The organism is Allokutzneria sp. A3M-2-11 16, from assembly GCF_024213555.1.
Lineage (GTDB): Bacteria > Actinomycetota > Actinomycetes > Mycobacteriales > Pseudonocardiaceae > Allokutzneria.
On the sequence record NZ_JANAVO010000015.1, the window covers coordinates 23,566 to 40,295 of the forward strand.

The following is a 16,730-nucleotide window of genomic DNA, read 5'->3' on the forward strand; positions in this document are numbered from 1 at the left end:
CGGAAGACCTCGCGGACACTGCGCGAGATCACCTCGAACGGAAGCGACACAACCGTCTCCGTGAACCTACCCCGCTGAGCGCGGCACGAGCACGGTGCCCGCGTCAGCGATCGGTGCCTGCTGGGGCTTGCTTGGACACCAGGAACGCCGCGAAGAAAATCAGCAACAGGATCTTGGCGAACTCACCGGGCTGGATGAACATCCCCCCAACGCGGCCGCGAAACCGAGCATGGCCAGCTCGGTCCCGCGCCGCTTCTCCGGTTCCATACCGCTATGACGCCGGAAACCCGCCCGGGTTGGCGCGATCTCCCGTCAAGTGGGGAGTTTCGATGCGCGGCGGCGGGAGAGCCTGCTGGTCAGCGTGATGACGGCGAGCACGAGCACGATGACCGCCAGCGAAATCGGCGTGGGGATCTCCGGCACCGCGGGCCAGATCCCGTGCGCCCAGTGCAACACCAGCTTGACGCCGATGAACGCGAGGATGATCGCGAGCCCGTGGTTGAGGTGGACGAGCTTGGCCAGCGCGGACCGCAGCACGAAGTACAGCGCCCGCAGGCCGAGCAGCGCGAAAGCGTTGGTGGCGAACACCAGGTACGGATCGTCGGTGATGCCGTAGACGGCCGGGACCGAGTCGACGGCGAACACCACGTCCGTCGCGAAGATCGCGACCACCACGACCGCCAGCGGTGTCAGCGCGCGCTGCCCGTTCTCCCGGACGACGAGGCGGGTGCCGCGGTAGTCGTCGGTGACCGGCATCAGCCTGCGCAGCAGGCGAACCGACCGCATCCGGGAGGTGTCCTGCTCGGTCTGCTCACCGGCGAGCGCCTGGCGGAGGATCTTGACGGCCGAGACGAACAGGATCAACCCGAAGACCAGGAAGGCCCACGTGCCCGCCTGGAGCATGGCCGCACCGGCCGCGATGAACACCGCGCGCAGCACCAGGGCTCCGGCGATGCCGTAGAGCAGCACCCGCTGCTGCACCTCGTCGGGCACGGCGAACGCGGCCAGCAGGAGCATGAACACGAACAGGTTGTCCGCCGACAGCGACTTCTCGACCATGAAGCCGGTGATGAACTCCAGCGCCTGACCACCGCTGAACGCCCACCACAGCCAGAGGCCGAACAGGAGCGGCAGCGCGAGGTAGAACACCGACCAACCGACGGCTTCGCGCAGCGACACCTCGTGCGGGCGGCGGGTGACGGCGAAGTCGGCGATCAGCAGGCCCAGCAGGACCGCGACGCTGACGGTCCACAGCCAGCCGGAGCCGATCGAGCCCGGCGGCGCGGCGGTCTCGACGGCGTCGGCAAGGAAGAAGGGGGCGGGCACAGGTCCTCCTCGAACGTTTCAGCGTTCGAGGTCTCCTTCACCCGGCGCGGGCGGCCTCCCGGGGACACCATCCGGGCGTCCGTATTGACCGGGCAGACCCAACGGAAGTACTCCCCTCGGGTTGAGAGCGTAACCACGCCGGGCGCGGACCGGATGATCACCTCCGGGTCTTCGCCTGATTGAGGCAGCCACCAACAAACAGTACGCTCGTACTGTGATTCATCACGTGCAGGTGAGCTGCCCGGCGGGCGGCGAGGACGAGATCCGGCGGTTCTACGGCGGCACGCTGGGCTGGGCGGAGCTGCCCAAGCCGCCGCTGCTCGCCGCGCGCGGCGGCTGCTGGTTCGAGGTGCCGGGCGGCGGGGAGCTGCACGTCGGCGTGGAAGCGGACTTCCGGCCCGCGCGCAAAGCCCATCCGGCGTTCGTGGTGGACGTCGACGCGGTGGCCGAGACGCTGACCCTCGCCGGATACCCCGTGCGCTGGGCCGATCCCGCCGAGATTCCCGGGCGACGCCGCTTCCACACCGTCGACGCCGTGGGCAACCGGCTGGAGTTCCTGACGGCATGACTGCGCAACGGCATCACAGGCGACAGCTGATCTCCATGCCGTCCTCGACCGGGAACGTGACGCTCTCGTAGCCGTTGCGCGGATCGCGGACGTAGTCCAGGTAGGGCTGAAGTGCTGGCAGGTCGACGTCATCCGCCACCACGAGGGTGCCAGGGGCCAGCCGCGGCTCCAGGAGGCGCAGCACCGGCAGGCACAGGTCCTTCCAGCCGTCGAGGAGGACGAAGTCGACGGGCTCCTCACCGGCGAGGGTGTCCCGCGCGTCGCCGAGCAGGACCGTGATCAGGTCGTCCAGTCCGGCCTCGGCGAAGGTCTCGCGGGCGGACGCCGCCTTGTCCGCGTTGAGCTCGGTGGTGATCACGTGGCCGGAGCCGTTGTCCCGCACCGCCGCGGCCAGGTGCAGCGCGGAGATCCCGAACGAGGTGCCGAACTCGACCACGCGCGCTGGGCGGATGGCGCGGACCAGGCTGTAGAGCAGTCGCCCGCCCCGCGCGGAGATCGGCATGACGACCTCCGCCGCGATATCGGCCTTCTCCCGCGCCGTCACTGACGCGAGGTCAGCGGGCCAGGACGCCTGGAGGCGCTCGTCGTCCCGTTCGGCGCGACCGAACAGGCGGTCGAGGGCGGTGGCGACTCGGGGGTCTTCAAGGGTGCTGGTGGCTGTCATGACAGACAGACTAGACGCAACGTCTCGTCTAGCCTAGGTGGCCTTAGGCTGACCCGAGGAGGTGCAGATGGGACCGCATCGCGGCAACCGGCACGGCAGGAGCGAGCAGGCACGGCTCGCGGTCCTGGAAGCCGCCGACGACCTGCTGGTCGAGAAGGGCTTCGCCGGGCTCACCATCGAGGCCATCGCCACGAGCGCCGGGGTGGCGAAGCAGACGATCTACCGCTGGTGGAGCACGAAGACCGACATCCTGCTCGACGCCTTCCTCCAGGACGCGGCCGAGGACCTGCCCGTGCCCGACCACGGCGACATCGGCCGCGATCTTCGCGAATACCTGCGACAACTGGCGCACTTCCTGACCCGGACCGACGCGGGCGCCGTCCTCCGGGCCCTACTCGGGCACGCGCAGCACGACCCCGAGTTCGCCGCGGTGCTGCGCGAGCGCTACCTCGACGAGCAGCACGACCGCGACCGACTGGCGATCGAGCGCACCGTCACCCGCGGCCTGCTGCCCGCCGACCTCGACGTCGCAGCCGAGGTCGAGCAGCTGGTCGGGCCCATCTACTACCGCGCGCTGGTCACCGGAAGCGCGATCGACGAGGACTTCACCAACCGTCTCGTGGACGCCTTCCTCAGCCGCATCGGACTTACCTGAGATTCATCGCAGTTCACCGCGCGAAGTCACTCCGAGCTTGCGCAGCGCGCGTGCGACGTGGTTTTCGACGGTTCGTGGGGATAGGAACAACACGTCGGCGATCTCCCTGTTCGTCCGGCCCTGCGCCAGCAACCGAGCCACATCCTGCTCCCTTGGGGAGAGTTCGTTGCCGTAGCCCCGCCGTCCGCGTCGTGAGGGCGTGCCCCCGCCGTGTCCGCGTAGCAGGTGCCTGCACCGGGCTGCGTCCCTGGTCGCGCCGAAGTCGTCGAAGGTCTCGGCCAGCGCGGCCAGCTCCTCGGGGCCGGACCCGCTGTCGATCCGGCACAGCAGCTCGCGTTCGGTGGCCAGCGCCGCGAAGTACGGCGCGCCGATCTCCTCGTACTTCGCCGCTGCTGCCCGGTAAAGCGTCCTCGCCTCGGTCCGGTCAGAACGGACCTCAGCCAGCTGCGCCCGACAGGTGAGCAAGGCCACCTCGGGCAGCGGAGCGTCCAGCCCGGCGAGGTTGGTTTCCAGGTCGTCAACCAAGCGGTAGGCGTCGTGCTCCCGGCCGGTGCCAAGCAGCGCGGTCACCGCGATCGGCGCCATATCACCCGACCAGGCCCAGATCCCCTTGTCCCGCAACAACTTCAGCCCGTCGTCGGCTGCCTGCGCCGCGGCTTCCGGATCGCCCTTGGACAGCCACATCCTGGTTAGCCCCGCACACGCGTCGATCGCGACCGGACCGATCGCGTCACTCGGGCGCGTCACACCGGTCGCAGCGAACCACCGCGCCGCCTCGTCCCACTCGCCGCGCGCCACCGCGAGCAAGCCCAGCACCAGGGACAGCTCGCTCGAGACCAGGAAGACGTCGTGATATTCGTCGAGCAGCCGCACACAGCGGTCGGCCAACCCCGACCACGCGCCGGTGAACCAGTCCAGCCGCGCCTGGGTGGCCCGCGCCGTGCTGACCACGAACGGCGCCCCGCAGTCATCGGCCAGCCGAACTCCGCTGACCAGAAGCTTTCCCGCCCACCCGTAATGCCCGACCGAAGCGCACGCGTCCGCCAGGTTGCAGTGCGCCCGCGAGAGATGTCGCTGCTCGGCCGCCGTCGACACGTCCGCAGGAAGCTCGGCGAGCAAGTCCTCGACCCCGCCCTCGCCGATGTGCAACCGCGCCCCGAGCTGGCTTGCCAGCAAAGAAACCCGCAATTCCGGCTCGGCACAACCGATCGCCTCTGCCAAGTGATCGTGCCATCGCCGCACCACGCGCAGCGGCGTCGAGCCCAGCGTTGGCAGCGTCAGCACCGCGACGCACTTGAGCGCGACGTCGGGCCGTTCGGCGAGCTCACGGACCGCGAGCTCGATCTCGGCCAGCCCCACCTCGATGCCCCCGTCCTGACGGAGCAGAAGCAGACCCAAAAACAGCCGTACCTCCCCGCGCGCGGCCGTGGCCAGCCGCCGGTCCCCGAGCAGCCGCCGCAGCGTCGCGATCGAATCGAGCTTGTCGACGCCGAGCTGTGCGGCCTGGCCGAGCCGGACCGCGAGCCGGTTGACGTCCTCCGCGGCCAACTCCGGCTCCTCCAACAGACGCCGCAGGAGATCCGTCGCCGCCGCGTGATCACCGGACTCCGTGGCCTGCGCGGCGGCGGCCTCCCCGTAACGCACCCAGTTCGCCAGCGCCCCGGCCTTGCGACTGAGCTCGGCCAAGCGCAGCAACGGTTTCGGCTCGCGTCGTTCGAGCACGTGCAACGCGCGCAGGTACAGCTCGCGGCGCTCCGGCCCAGCCGCGGTGTCGTGAACAGCTTGCCGGGCAAGAGAATGCCGGAATCCGTAGCGGCATTCGCCGATCTCACGGAGCACCCCGGCGGCGAGCGCGGCGGTCAGTGCGCTGCGGCAGCGCCGCGGAGCCAGCCCCGCGACCTCGCCGATGACCTCCGCGGTCTCCGGCACGCCGAGCACCGCCGCGACCTGGGCCACACGGGTCGCGGTCACGGACAGACCGGCCAGCTTCTCCAGCACCGCTTCACGAACCAGCGGAGGAACGCCGTCGGAGCCTGACCGCAGGACCTCCTCCACCACGAACGGGATTCCGGCGGTGCGCTCGTCCAGGGCCACCGCGAAGTCGGCGGACACCTGTTCGACACCGAGGATCGCGGACGCGAACGTACGGACTTCGGTGACATCGAAGGGGCGCAACGTTATCAGCGTGCTGGGGATCCCCTCAGGTTGACGATGAGCGCGGTCGAACGGAAACCCTCCGGGAACGTCCTCGCGACGGAAGGTGACCACGACGGCCAGCTCCGGTGGCGGATCGATGAGCAGGAACCGCATGAGGCGCCGAGAGTCGTCATCCGCCCAGTGCAGATCCTCGACCACCAACACAGCCGGGCCGAGCGCCGCGAGAAGTTCGCGCACCGCGCGGAAAACCCGGTGCCGCTGCACTCGTGGATCCTCGGCGCACGGAGGAGACGGCGGCAGCAGATGGTCCAGTTCGGGCAGGAGCGGTCGCAGAGCCCCGGTGATCGGGCCGGGCCGTTCGGCGGTGTTCGTCAGGCCACGCAGGGCATCGAGGATCACGCCGTACGGGAACGGCTCGTCGCAATGTCCAAAGAGGACTGTTTGCGGCAGACCCGTAAGGGCTTGACGGACGAGGCGGCTCTTGCCCACTCCGGCCTCGCCCTCGATCACCGCCACCGCGGCGGTTCCACGCTGGAGGACACGGGTCAGCGCGCGCAGTTCGGCGGTACGCCCGACGAACACCGATGAGCTGGTCCGCAGCAGTCTCATGCGTACACCTCCAGCTCTCTCAAGGAAAAGATGCGTATGACTACGCATGCCTACCCGGATTGTTCGGACCGGAGTACCCGCCGGAAGGTGATGACGTGGCTACCAGCTCCCCTTTCCCCATCCCTGCCCGGCAGCCACCAGAGCGAAACGGAGTACGAACAATGCGACGTGAGATCCTTGCCGCCGCCCTCGCGGCGGTCGTCATGACCACGGGCCAGCAAGCGATCGCGGCCCCAGCGGAAGGCGCGATCCGCAACGCCAACCAGCCCGACTCGGTCCCGGGCAGCTACATCGTGGCGCTCAAGGACGGGCCCGGTACCAGCGCAGCGGGCGTCGCCGCCAAGGTCGGCGCCGCGGTTGAGCGCGAGTACACCGTGGCACTGCGCGGTTTCTCCGCGAAGATGGACGAGAACGCCGCCAAGCGCCTCGCCGCCGATCCCGCGGTCGACTACGTGGAGCAGGACGGCTACGCCTACACCACCGAAGGCACACAGAAGGACCCGACATGGGGACTGGACCGTGTGGACCAGCCGAAGCTGCCACTGGACAAGAAGTACAAGCACATCACCGAAGGAACCAACGTCAACGCGTACATTGTGGACACCGGCGTGCACAAGGCGCACAGCGAGTTCGGCGGCCGGGCCAGTGACGGCTACGACTTCGTCGACAACGACGCCGTCGCGCAGGACTGCAACGGCCACGGCACGCACGTCGCCGGAACCGTCGGCGGCAAGACCTACGGCGTGGCGAAGAACGTCAAGCTCGTCGGCGTCCGCGTACTGGACTGTCGGGGCGGCGGCCCGTGGTCCCAGGTGATCGCCGGCATCGACTGGGTGGCGAAGAACGCGAAGAAGCCCGCCGTCGCCAACTTCAGCCTTGGCGGAGAAACCAACACCTCGGTCGACAACGCGATCCGCAGGCTCGTCAAGTCCGGCGTGACCGTCGGTGTCTCCGCGGGCAACCTGAACGGGGATGCGTGCGCGAGCAGCCCCGCGCGCGTGCCGGAGGCGTTGACCGTCGGGTCCACCGACAAGACCGACCGCCGCTCCCCGTTCTCCAACCACGGCCGCTGCCTTGACCTGTTCGCCCCGGGGTCGGACATCACCTCGGCCTCCCACAAGGGCGGTTCCCTGACGGCGAGCGGCACCTCGATGGCCGCGCCGCACGTCGTGGGAGCGGCGGCGCTGCACCTGCAGAACAACCGGGAGGACACCCCGGCCCAGGTCGCGCAGGCACTGACCGCCGTGGCCACGGAGGGTGTGGTCCAGAACGCGGGAACGGGCTCGCCGAACAAGCTGCTGTGCACCGAGTTCGTCGGCGGCGTCGGCTGAGGTAGCCAGAGATCTCCCGTTTCGTACTCTTAGCGGGGTTGATTCCCGCTAAGAGTACGAAACGGGGTGCCGTCGCGAGAAGGCCGGGTAGGAGCGATCAGCCCGGACCGATGCGCGTCACCAGGCCCCAGTGGTCGGAGCGGTGACTGGTGAACTTGGCGGTGCCGTGCGTGGCGACGCCGCGGACCAGGACGTAGTCGATCCGCTTGCGGCCGACCATGTACTCCGGGAACTGGTAGTTGCTCGTCGGACCGAGATCCCGGCCGAGGTCGGCGTACCCGAGGCGGTTCATGTACGTCCCCACTGCCGCGACGGTGAGCGGCGCGTCCTCGTCGCCCTTGCCGTCGATCACCAGGTTGAAGTCGCCGGTGAGTATCACGGGGTGCGGCCGCGACTCGGTTCTGCCCTGGAGCTTAACCACGTCCTTGGCCCGCGCCTCGTCGGGAGCGTCCTTGCTACGCGCGAGGTGGGTGTTGTAGACGTCGACGATCCCGTGCCGCTCCGTGGTGATCTCCGTGCCCTGGAAGGACCTCCCACCGGAGTCGAACATGACTCCCTGGTCCTGCTCGCCGTCCGAGGCGGCCACGGTGTCGACGGTGAGCGGGCGCTGCGCGAGGACGCCGTCGCCGATCTGCACGAGTTGTGCGTTGCCCGAGGACACCTGGTCGTAGACGGGCGGCTCGTTCTCGTCCTCGCCCCGGTAGTAGCTGCTCTTGCCCGAGCCCGCCCAGTTCAGCCGCCACTCCCGGCCGGTGCGCCGGGCCAGGATCGCCGCCACCTCCTTGGCCGCGGGCTTGGCCATCTCCTGGAGGTTGGCGATGTCGGCGTCCTGCCGGACGAGGTCGTCGGCCAGCTTCTCCAGGTCCTCCGGCTTGGCGTTGGTCCCGCGCCTCTCCCCCGCGCCGATCTTGAAACCCATGGCGGCGTTCAGGTTCACCACGGTCACCGTGCCATCCGAGCTCGGCGGCGGAGGAGGTGACGGCGGGGTCCACAGCCCCAGGACGTCGGTGGCCACCGACGTCCTGCGCTCGCCCATGACCAGGGTGATCCGCTGCTTCTCGGTGCCGGTCGCGCTCCCACCGGACAGCTCGACGGTCCCTCCGCCCAGCCCGCGCGTCGAGGCCAGGCCGCGGTCGTCGACGGCCGTCCACTCCTTGCCGTCGTAGCGCCACTGCGTGTTGGGGGTGTGGTCGGTGCAGCGGCCAAGCCTCTCGCAGGTCCACAGCCGCGCGGTCACCCCGAGTTTCCCGTCCCAGGACCACCACGCGCTCCCCTGGTCGATGTTCGGGTCCTGCACGGTCGCCGCCTTCGCGAGCAGGTGCCCGTTGTCCCCGACGACCTGCTGAGCGGGGTTCACCGGGTCGATCAGGACGACCGACGCGACACCGTGGCTCGCACCATGGCTCTTCAGCCCGACGTAGGCGAACATGGGCTTGCCCGCCCAGTCGCGGGGCGTGTAGGCGGTGCTCTGGACGAGCCCGCCGTCGAAGCTGTCCCCGACCTTCGTCGCCGCGCCGGTCTTCGGGTCGACCACCACCACGTCGGTCACCGGTCGCGCGCCGTCGGCGGTGATCTGGAAGGTCACCAGCCGATCACCCGCCCCGGCCACCGACAGCATGCCCCTCGCGTTGGGCTGCAACGGTTTCAGCGTTCCCTTCGGCACCAGCGTCGCGGCGTCGTAGGCGGCCAGCTCCTTACCGTTGTACTCGGCCAGCACGTACACCGTCCCGGCGGCGATGGCGATGCCACCGCACTTGCAGCTCACCTCGACCGCGGCACCGCTGGCCGCGTCGACCGAGACGAGCTTCTTGTTGGTGGAGAACACGAATCGGGCCCCGTCAGGAGTCCACTCCCCGTCCATCCCGGAGTCCTTCGCGCTGATCGGCAGGTCGGCCACGACGGCCTCACCGCGCGCCACCCGGACCTTGCTGGAGGTCGCGTACGCGAAGACCGGAGGACCCGACGCGCGCCCCGGCTGGTCCGGCGGTGGCGGCTCCTCCCGGCACCCGACCAAGGCCGACGCGATCACGATGACGACAGCTGCGATTTTCCCGGCGCGCACCGGGGCAATCTACGACATCAGGTGGGGCGGCGAAGACTCGTTGCCGTAACCCCGGCCCGCTCCCGCAGCAGGACGCGCAGCGTGTTGCCGTTCTCGTAGCCGACCCGGCGCGCGATCACCTCGACGGGCAGGTCCGTGGTGCGCAACAGGTGCGAGGCCTGCTCCACCCGCAGGTCCTGCACGAACCGCACCGGTGACCGGCCCAGAGTGCGGCGCACAGCGCGCTGGAGCGTGCGTTCGCTGACCCCGATCGCCCGCGCCGCCTCGCCAACGCTCAACGGTTCGGCCAGGTGCCGGCGAACCCAGCCCTCGAACGCGGCGACGGTCGGATCGCTCTGCGCGAGCACCCCGGGAATGGTGAACGCGGCCTGGGACGGCCGTTCGTCCACCACCAGGTAGCGGGCGACGAGGTCGGCCAGCGCCGGGCTGCGCATCCGCACGATCGCCAGCGCCAGGTCGACGTGGCCGAACGCCGCGCCCGCCGTGGTGACCCCGTCCGAGGTGGTCACCATGCGGGTCTCGTCCAGCCGCACCGCCGGGTAGCGGCGGCGGAAGATCGGCGAGAGCCACCAGCTCGTCGTCGCCGCCCGGCCGTCCAGCACTCCGGACTCGGCCAGCAGGAACGTCCCCGTGCAGGCGGAGGCGACCGGCACCCCGGCCGCCCTGGTCCCGGCGAGCAACCGCCGGGCCCGCGCGCACTCCGCGCCGGAAACGTGCTCCAGCAAGGCATCCGGCCGCCGCTCGGCGATGGCGGGCAGCACGAGCAGGTCCGCGTCGCCCGCCCCGTCGACGGTCGTGGTGGAGACCGCGTGCCCCGCCCCGGTGCGCACCCGGCGCCGGAACCCGATCGTGCTGACCCGCCACCGCGGCGGCGGCCGGTCCAGCTCACCGCGCATGTCGTTGGCGCCCTGGAGCACGTCCAGGACCGCGGCCAGCCCGGAGTCGAAGAGACCGTCGAGGGCGAGTACGGCGACCTTCATGACGGAAACGGTATCAACCTTGTCGTTTCCGACACTCGATCACGACGCTCGCCGAACCTAGGTTTCTCCGTGTTCACCGCACCGGAGAAAGGAAAACCCAGATGGCACCGATCGGCCTGCTCGCCCGCATCGAGGCGAAGCCGGAACACGCCGCCGAGGTCGAGGCCCTGCTGCGCGGGGCCCTCGACCTGGCCAGGGCCGAGGAGCACACCGTGAGCTGGTTCGCCTTCCGCGAGAACGCCACCACCTTCGGCGTGTTCGACACCTTCCACGACGAGGCCGGGCGGCGCGGCCACCTGGAGGGCCGGATCGCCGCCGCGCTGATGGGCGCCGCGGAGACCATGCTGGCCAGTGCGCCGGACATCCGTCCGGTCGACGTGCTCGCCACGAAGCTGCCCTGACCACCCGCGGGGGCGGGTCCGCCCGCCCCCGCCTCCCGGGAGGACCAATGCCCACCACGGTCGTGAACCTCAAGGGCCACCTCGACGATCCCGACTACGCCGACGTGGTCTACGTCGGCAGGCCGATGCACCGCGGCGGCTGGCGGCTGACCGGATCTCCGCTGGCCAACCCGTTCCGGCCCGGCCCGGACGGCAGCCGCGAGGAGGTCATGCGCAAGTACCGCGAACGGCTGCTCGCCCGCCCCGACCTGCTCGCCCTGCTGCCGGAGCTGCGCGGCCGCAGGCTCGGCTGCTGGTGCGCCCCGCTGCCGTGCCACGCCGAGATCATCGCCGAAATCGCCGATCGCTGAACACGGGCCGGGCGCTGCCGCGATACTGCGGCCATGCGAACTCTGATCGTCGCGGCGGGGTCCATGGGGGACGTCGCGCCCTTTACCGGGCTCGGCACCGCGCTGCGAGAAGCGGGACACGACGTCACCATCGTCGCCTACCGCACCTTCGAGGAAATGATCACCAAGGCGGGTCTCGGTTTCGCCGCACTGCCGGGCGATCCCCTTGCCCGCGGTGACGCCGAGGACGCGCAGCGCTGGCAGCGCGGCGGCGGGGGCGTGCGCGGCTCGATCCGGCTGCTGAAGCTGACCACCGAGCTCACCATCGAGATGAACCAGGGCATCATCGACGCGGCCCGCGCGGGCGCCGACGTCATGATGTTCTCGCAGATGGCGATGATCGGCGGCTACCACGTCGCGCGGGCGCTGGGCATCCCCAGCATGGGCACCTACCTGGTCCCGCTGCACCCCACGACCGCGTTCCCGCCGCCGATCGGCATCCCCGACCTCGGCGGGTTCGGCAACCGGATGGCCGGGAAGTTCTTGCTGGGCCCCGGTTTCACCTACTTCAACAAGGTGATCGCCGACGCGCGCGGCACGCTCGGCCTGCCGCGGATGACGGTGGCGCAGATGTTCCGCGAGCAGGCTCAGACGGACTGGCCGATCCTGCACGGCTACAGCCCCTCGCTGCTGCCCCGGCCCGCAGACTGGCGCCCGGGGCTGAAGGTCGTCGGCAACTTCTGGCCGGTCCGGCCCCAGGGCTGGGAGCCGCCCGCGCGGCTGACGGACTTCCTGGACGCGGGCCCGCCACCCGTCTTCGTCGGCTTCGGCAGCCTGGCCACCGGCGACGGGGAACGCCTGAGCGGTCTGGTGCGCACCGCCCTGCGCGCGGCGGGCGTGCGCGGTGTGGTGCAGTCCGGCTGGGCGGGCCTGTCGGCCGAGGACGACGACATCCTCACCATCGGCGAGGCGCCGCACGACTGGTTGTTCCCGCGGATGGCCGCGATCGTGCACCACTGCGGGGCGGGCACCACGGCGGCGGCGCTGCGCTCGGGTGTCCCCGCCGTGCCGGTCCCGGTCGCGGGTGACCAACCGTTCTGGGCGGCGCGGCTCGCACGAGCCGGGCTGTCCCCCGAGCCGGTGCAGTTCAAGAAGCTCACCGCGGAGCGCTTGACCGCCGCGATCCGGTCGGCGCTCGCCGAGCCGTCCTACCGCACCAGGACCGAGGCGATGGCCGCCCGGTTGCGCCAGGAGGACGGCTCACCCCACGTCCTCGCGGCCATCGAGGCGGGTCAGCACGCCTGAGTCCCGGAGATGTTGCGCGCCATCGCCTCACACCGTCCAATGAGGACTGAAATCCTGATCGTCCCGATCGGACGTCAACAGGAGTGAGGACCGCGAACGCGGCCAACGGAAGGAGCCCGCATGAACCTCGCTGAGGTGATGGGCAACGTCGCCAGCATCGGCTACGGCCTCGCCGCCATCGGCCCGGGCATCGGCGTCGGCATCGTGTCCGGCAAGACCGTCGAGGCCATGGCCCGCCAGCCCGAACTGTCCGGCCAGCTGCGCACCACGATGATCCTCGGGATCGCGTTCACCGAGGCCCTGGGGCTCCTGGGCTTGGTCGCGGGCTTCCTGTTCGGCGGCATGATCCGCTGATCCCGCACACCGTTCCGGCGGCAGCGCGCGTGCCATCCGGCTCAGCCTGCCGCCGGACGGTTCCGCGGTCTTCAAGTACCCCCAACCCCCGCCCAGCACGTCTCAAACAGCACCGCACCCCCGGTCCGCCCCGAGGGTTCGCTGCCGTTTGAGACCTCCGCGAGCGGGGTTAGGGGGACTTGAAGACCGCCCAACCCCACCCGGTGACTGAGGCCGTGCCCTCCAAGCACTCCCAAGTCCTCCGAGTCCGCCAAGCGCTCCAAGCACTCCGCACACCAAGTAAACTCGGCCCATGCCCCACACGCGCCCGTCCACCCCATCCCCGGCGCGCGCGGTCTAGAGAACCCCGTTTCGTACTCATAACGGGAAAAAGAGCGCTCCAAAAACCCGTTTTGAGTACGAAACGGGATTTTGGGCTGCGGTGGGGATGGTTCGGGGGGCTTCACGATCGTTGGTGGCCGCCGAGGTCCGGGTGGAGGGCTTCGAGGTTGAGGCGGCGTCGCGCGCCCTGGACTGGCCCCGCCTGCCGGAGACCGCCTGCGCCAAGGCGTTCGTGCTGGTGATGCCCGAGCGGGACTGAACATCTGGGAAATCTCGGTCCCGGATGGCACCGACCTGCCCCGCGCTGCGTTCAAGTGTCATGCACACGGAGAAGAACCCGCAGCCGCCGCGATGGGCGGTGTGGGTAGCGCGAGCGATCTCGGTCGTGATCGTGGTGCCGCTGACACTGACCTGGGAGTGGCTCAAGGCTGTCGGGCGGCTCCTGGTCGCCCGCCCGGTCGCGGCCGTTGGCAGGTTCCTGTGGCGCTGGCTGCTCGCGCCGACCGGCCGGTTCCTGCTGCGGTTCGTGCTTCGGCCGGTCTGGAGCGTGGTGGTGTGGCTGCACCAGTTCGTGCTGCGTCCGACAGGGCGCGGACTGGGTCGCTTCTTCTCCGCCCTCTATCGCGGTCTGGTCCTCCCTGTCGGACGTTTCCTGCGCATGGTCCTGCTCGTCCCGTTGGTGTGGAGCTTGCGGACCTTCGTCGCCATCCCGCTCCGCTGGCTGTGGCTGACGGCGCTCGCCCCCGCCGCGCGGTGGCTGGGGATGGCGCTGCTCGCGCTGGCACGGCTGTTCGGCGCGGCGTTGATGTGGGCTTATCTTCATGTGGCACAACCGTTGTGGCGGTTGTTGGCGGCCATGGGGCGATACGTCTACCGCGTCGTGCTCACTCCGCTCGGCCACATGATCGTCGCACCGGTGCGGTGGGTTCGCGACTCGGTGATCGCGCCGATGCGATTGGCCGGGCGACGCCTGCGCCTCCAGGTCGGCCGGGCGTTCGGCCGCGGCCCGAGCTGACCCCGTCCTTGCGGCTCTTGGCAGTGGGGTGTGACAAGATTAATTTCACTCGGCACTGAAGTTATCGAGGCAAGTAAGAGCACGGATCGTGCCTGCCTCGCTGGCGTTGATCAACGGGAGCCGGACTTCCGGGGTCGGGATGCGGCCCTGCGCGTGCAGAACCGCCTTGATGACACTGGGATTGGGCTCCGCGAGCAGCGCCGCCGACAACGCGCTGAGCGGCCCGCCCAGCGTCCTCGCCGTGGAGAGGTCCCCTGCACGCCACGCGCTGATCAAGGCGACGAACGCCTCGGTCGCCACGTGAGCGGTTGCCAGGATGCCGCCCTGCGCGCCCATCGCGAGCAGCGGCGCGATGAACACGTCATCGCCGCCCAGGACAGAAATTCCTTGCGGTTGAGCCAAGAACTCGACGGTGTCCGCGGTGATCCCGCCCGGGGCGTGCTTCGTGCCGATCACCCAGGGGACGGCCGCCAAGCGGCGCAGGGCGTTCGCCGACAGGCGCTGACCGGTGCGCTCCGGGACGTCGTAGACGATCAGCGGCACCGGGCTCGTCGCGGCGAGGCCGGCGAAGTGGGCGATCACGCCCTCCTCGCCGGGGCGGACGAACGGGGGCACCAGGGTCAGCGCGGCCGCGACCTCCGGCGTGTCGGCCAGCTCGCGCAGCGCCTCCTCCGTGTTGGCGCCGACGATCAGCGGAGCCTCGCGCTCCCGGCAGACCCGGGCGACGGTGGTCAGCACGGTCCGCCGCTCCCCCGGCGTCAGCGCGCTCGGCTCGGCCGTGGTGCCGAGCGCCACGAGACCGCTCGCTCCAGCCTGAAGCACTTGGTGCGCAAGGGATTCCAGTGCGCCGAGGGCGACCGCTCCGGCGCGGTCGAACGGCGTGATCAAGGGGACGTACAGCCCGGTCAGCGTCATGGCGTCGAGCGTGCCCGGCACAACGATGCAGAACCAGTTCACGTTCCTCAACGAACTCGTAAGCTGAGCTGATGCTCGACGTTCGCCGTCTCCGGCTGCTGCGCGATCTCGCCCACCTGGGCACCATCGCCGCGGTCGCCCAGGCCCACAGCTACACGCCGTCCGCGGTGTCGCAGCAACTCGCCGCACTGGGCCGCGAGGCGGGCGTGCCCCTGCTGGAGCACACGGGCCGCCGGGTCACCCTCACCCCCGCAGGCGCCGCGCTCGTCGAGCACACCGAGACGATCCTCGCCGCGCTGGAGGCCGCCGACGCCTCGCTGGCTGCCGCGTCCACCGGCCTGAGCGGCATCGTCCGGATCGGCGCCTTCCCCAGCGCGGTGCGCACGCTGCTCCCCGGCGCCCTGGTCGCGCTGGCCGCCCGGCACCCGGCGCTCGACCTCATGGTCACCGAACTGGACCCGGTCGAGATGCCTGACGCGCTCCGCGACCGGCGCCTCGACGTGGCCCTCTCGCACGACTACGACATCGCCCCCGCCAGCGCCGAAGCCGGACTGGACGCCGTGCCGCTCATGGAGGAGAACGTGTTCCTCGCCGTGCCCGGCACCGCCGCGACCACCGCGCTCGCCGACGCCGAGCGGGACTCGTGGATCATCGGCTCCCCCGGAACCCTGTGCCACACCGTGGCGATGCGGCTCTGCGAGGCGGCCGGGTTCACGCCGGCAATCCGCCACCACGTCGACGACTTCACCGCTGTGCTTGCCCTCGTGGCCGCGGGCCAGGGCGTCGCACTCATTCCCGAGCTCGCCTCGCCCTCGCGGCCGGACGTCCGACTCATCCCCCTGCCCGCGCGCAGGCGCACCCGCATCGTCCACCGGCGAGGTGCCCGCGCCCATCCCGCGATCGCCGCCTGCGTGGCCGCGCTGCGAAGCTAGCTTGACCATGCCGTAACGGCACGGTTTGTACTGGGTCCCGTGGACCGGTTCGGCGAGGAGGAACAGTCGTGGCCTGGAGCACCCGTCAGCTCGCCGAGCTGGCAGGCACGACCCTGCGGACGGTGCGGCACTACCACGAGGTCGGCCTGCTGGCCGAGCCCGAGCGGCGCGCCAACGGCTACAAGCGCTACGGCGTCGCGCACCTCGTGCGCCTGCTGCGGATCAAGCGCCTCACCGAACTCGGGTTCTCGTTGACGCAGATCGCCGAGATGGGCGAGGCGGACGAGCACCCGGAGGAGGCGCTGCGGCGGCTGGATGCCGACCTGGCCGCGACCATCGAGCGGCTGCAACGCGTCCGCGTCGAGCTCAGCCTGATCCTGCGCCAGTCCGCGCCGACCGACCTGCCGCCCGAGCTGGCCCTGGCCGCGACCGACGCGGAGCTGTCCGACGCGGACCGTTCGTTCGTCGCCGTGATGGGCACGCTGCTCACGCCCTCGGCGATGACCGCCTACAAGACGATGCTGGCGACCTACAGCTCCGAACCGACCACCGCCGAGTTCGACGCGCTGCCACCCGACGCCGACGAGCGGACGCGCCACGACCTCGCCCGGCGCATGCTCCCCTACACCCGCGAACTCCTCGCCAAGTACCCGGGGATGAACGAGGTCAAGAACACCACGTCCGCGCACTTCGCCGCTTACACGATCGGCTCGGCGATCGTCGACCTCTACAACCCGGCCCAGGTCGACGTCGCGCGCGTGCTCGGGGAACTGCTCCGCGCGGACGCCGACTGAGCCTGGATCGGG

At 70.4% G+C, this 16,730-nt stretch carries 17 protein-coding genes; 11 read left to right on the plus strand and 6 right to left on the minus strand.

Translation table 11 applies throughout. The annotated features are described in order from the left end of the window. Nucleotides 1-312: 312 nt before the first annotated feature. The gene (locus tag NLX83_RS35605) at nucleotides 313-1,326 is read right to left on the minus strand and encodes a TerC/Alx family metal homeostasis membrane protein (protein WP_254239664.1); all 1,014 of its coding nucleotides are present in this window, start codon (nucleotides 1,324-1,326) and stop codon (nucleotides 313-315) included. A 214-nt stretch (nucleotides 1,327-1,540) separates the two neighbouring features. On the opposite strand from NLX83_RS35605, the gene NLX83_RS35610 reads away from it, so the two are divergent. Then, nucleotides 1,541-1,894: a glyoxalase gene (locus NLX83_RS35610; RefSeq protein ID WP_254239665.1), complete on the plus strand. Its 354-nt coding sequence runs from the start codon at nucleotides 1,541-1,543 to the stop codon at nucleotides 1,892-1,894. A gap of 13 nt (nucleotides 1,895-1,907) precedes the next feature. Here the strand turns inward: NLX83_RS35610 and NLX83_RS35615 are convergent, their stop codons facing one another. Then, nucleotides 1,908-2,558, minus strand: a complete 651-nt coding sequence (locus NLX83_RS35615) for an O-methyltransferase (protein WP_254239666.1) — start codon at nucleotides 2,556-2,558, stop codon at nucleotides 1,908-1,910. A 67-nt stretch (nucleotides 2,559-2,625) separates the two neighbouring features. Here NLX83_RS35615 and NLX83_RS35620 point away from each other — a divergent pair, with 67 nt between their 5' ends. After that, nucleotides 2,626-3,213 (plus strand): TetR/AcrR family transcriptional regulator, encoded by a 588-nt coding sequence (locus NLX83_RS35620; protein WP_254239667.1) that lies wholly within the window; start codon nucleotides 2,626-2,628, stop codon nucleotides 3,211-3,213. 3 nt (nucleotides 3,214-3,216) lie between these two features. On the opposite strand, the gene NLX83_RS35625 is transcribed toward NLX83_RS35620, so the two are convergent. Beyond that, on the minus strand, nucleotides 3,217-5,979 hold the full coding sequence (locus NLX83_RS35625; RefSeq protein WP_254239668.1) for an ATP-binding protein: 2,763 nt from the start codon (nucleotides 5,977-5,979) through the stop codon (nucleotides 3,217-3,219). A 161-nt stretch (nucleotides 5,980-6,140) separates the two neighbouring features. On the opposite strand from NLX83_RS35625, the gene NLX83_RS35630 reads away from it, so the two are divergent. Further along, nucleotides 6,141-7,310, plus strand: coding sequence for a S8 family peptidase (locus NLX83_RS35630; protein WP_254239669.1), 1,170 nt, complete (start codon nucleotides 6,141-6,143; stop codon nucleotides 7,308-7,310). 97 nt (nucleotides 7,311-7,407) lie between these two features. Here NLX83_RS35630 and NLX83_RS42145 read toward each other — a convergent pair whose 3' ends face one another. After that, nucleotides 7,408-9,372 (minus strand): endonuclease/exonuclease/phosphatase family protein, encoded by a 1,965-nt coding sequence (locus NLX83_RS42145; protein WP_254239670.1) that lies wholly within the window; start codon nucleotides 9,370-9,372, stop codon nucleotides 7,408-7,410. A 17-nt stretch (nucleotides 9,373-9,389) separates the two neighbouring features. Further along, nucleotides 9,390-10,352, minus strand: a complete 963-nt coding sequence (locus NLX83_RS35640; RefSeq protein WP_254239671.1) for a GlxA family transcriptional regulator — start codon at nucleotides 10,350-10,352, stop codon at nucleotides 9,390-9,392. A 101-nt stretch (nucleotides 10,353-10,453) separates the two neighbouring features. Here NLX83_RS35640 and NLX83_RS35645 point away from each other — a divergent pair, with 101 nt between their 5' ends. The 6 genes from NLX83_RS35645 (at nucleotide 10,454) to NLX83_RS35670 (ending at nucleotide 14,077) form a co-directional block, all read left to right on the plus strand. Beyond that, nucleotides 10,454-10,753, plus strand: coding sequence for a putative quinol monooxygenase (locus tag NLX83_RS35645; protein WP_254239672.1), 300 nt, complete (start codon nucleotides 10,454-10,456; stop codon nucleotides 10,751-10,753). A 47-nt stretch (nucleotides 10,754-10,800) separates the two neighbouring features. Continuing rightward, nucleotides 10,801-11,103 (plus strand): DUF4326 domain-containing protein, encoded by a 303-nt coding sequence (locus NLX83_RS35650; RefSeq protein ID WP_254239673.1) that lies wholly within the window; start codon nucleotides 10,801-10,803, stop codon nucleotides 11,101-11,103. A 33-nt stretch (nucleotides 11,104-11,136) separates the two neighbouring features. Beyond that, nucleotides 11,137-12,387, plus strand: a complete 1,251-nt coding sequence (locus NLX83_RS35655; RefSeq protein ID WP_254239674.1) for a glycosyltransferase — start codon at nucleotides 11,137-11,139, stop codon at nucleotides 12,385-12,387. 120 nt (nucleotides 12,388-12,507) lie between these two features. Further along, a complete protein-coding gene (locus tag NLX83_RS35660) occupies nucleotides 12,508-12,741 on the plus strand; it encodes an ATP synthase F0 subunit C (RefSeq protein WP_254239675.1) in 234 nt (77 codons plus the stop codon). 421 nt (nucleotides 12,742-13,162) lie between these two features. Next, entirely contained in the window at nucleotides 13,163-13,321 is a 159-nt protein-coding gene (locus NLX83_RS35665) for a hypothetical protein (RefSeq protein WP_254239676.1), read from the plus strand. 60 nt (nucleotides 13,322-13,381) lie between these two features. Beyond that, entirely contained in the window at nucleotides 13,382-14,077 is a 696-nt protein-coding gene (locus tag NLX83_RS35670) for a hypothetical protein (RefSeq protein WP_254239677.1), read from the plus strand. Between the two features lie 45 nt (nucleotides 14,078-14,122). Here NLX83_RS35670 and NLX83_RS35675 read toward each other — a convergent pair whose 3' ends face one another. After that, a complete protein-coding gene (locus tag NLX83_RS35675) occupies nucleotides 14,123-15,034 on the minus strand; it encodes a dihydrodipicolinate synthase family protein (RefSeq protein WP_254239678.1) in 912 nt (303 codons plus the stop codon). Nucleotides 15,035-15,063: 29 nt separating this feature from the next. Here NLX83_RS35675 and NLX83_RS35680 point away from each other — a divergent pair, with 29 nt between their 5' ends. Together NLX83_RS35680 and NLX83_RS35685 are read left to right on the plus strand one after the other, a co-directional pair. Then, the gene (locus NLX83_RS35680) at nucleotides 15,064-15,924 is read left to right on the plus strand and encodes a LysR family transcriptional regulator (protein ID WP_254239679.1); all 861 of its coding nucleotides are present in this window, start codon (nucleotides 15,064-15,066) and stop codon (nucleotides 15,922-15,924) included. 68 nt (nucleotides 15,925-15,992) lie between these two features. Next, nucleotides 15,993-16,718: a helix-turn-helix domain-containing protein gene (locus NLX83_RS35685; protein WP_254239680.1), complete on the plus strand. Its 726-nt coding sequence runs from the start codon at nucleotides 15,993-15,995 to the stop codon at nucleotides 16,716-16,718. The last annotated feature ends 12 nt before the right edge of the window (nucleotides 16,719-16,730 follow it).

Coding starts and splice junctions, on each gene's coding strand:
- NLX83_RS35630 (WP_254239669.1), top strand. CDS start 6,141: ATGCGACGTGAGATCCTTGCCGCCGCCCTCGCGGCGGTCGTCATGACC.
- NLX83_RS35660 (WP_254239675.1), top strand. CDS start 12,508: ATGAACCTCGCTGAGGTGATGGGCAACGTCGCCAGCATCGGCTACGGC.
- NLX83_RS35620 (WP_254239667.1), top strand. CDS start 2,626: ATGGGACCGCATCGCGGCAACCGGCACGGCAGGAGCGAGCAGGCACGG.
- NLX83_RS35645 (WP_254239672.1), top strand. CDS start 10,454: ATGGCACCGATCGGCCTGCTCGCCCGCATCGAGGCGAAGCCGGAACAC.
- NLX83_RS35615 (WP_254239666.1), bottom strand. CDS start 2,558: ATGACAGCCACCAGCACCCTTGAAGACCCCCGAGTCGCCACCGCCCTC.
- NLX83_RS35655 (WP_254239674.1), top strand. CDS start 11,137: ATGCGAACTCTGATCGTCGCGGCGGGGTCCATGGGGGACGTCGCGCCC.
- NLX83_RS35640 (WP_254239671.1), bottom strand. CDS start 10,352: ATGAAGGTCGCCGTACTCGCCCTCGACGGTCTCTTCGACTCCGGGCTG.
- NLX83_RS35680 (WP_254239679.1), top strand. CDS start 15,064: ATGCTCGACGTTCGCCGTCTCCGGCTGCTGCGCGATCTCGCCCACCTG.
- NLX83_RS35670 (WP_254239677.1), top strand. CDS start 13,382: ATGCACACGGAGAAGAACCCGCAGCCGCCGCGATGGGCGGTGTGGGTA.
- NLX83_RS35625 (WP_254239668.1), bottom strand. CDS start 5,979: ATGAGACTGCTGCGGACCAGCTCATCGGTGTTCGTCGGGCGTACCGCC.
- NLX83_RS35650 (WP_254239673.1), top strand. CDS start 10,801: ATGCCCACCACGGTCGTGAACCTCAAGGGCCACCTCGACGATCCCGAC.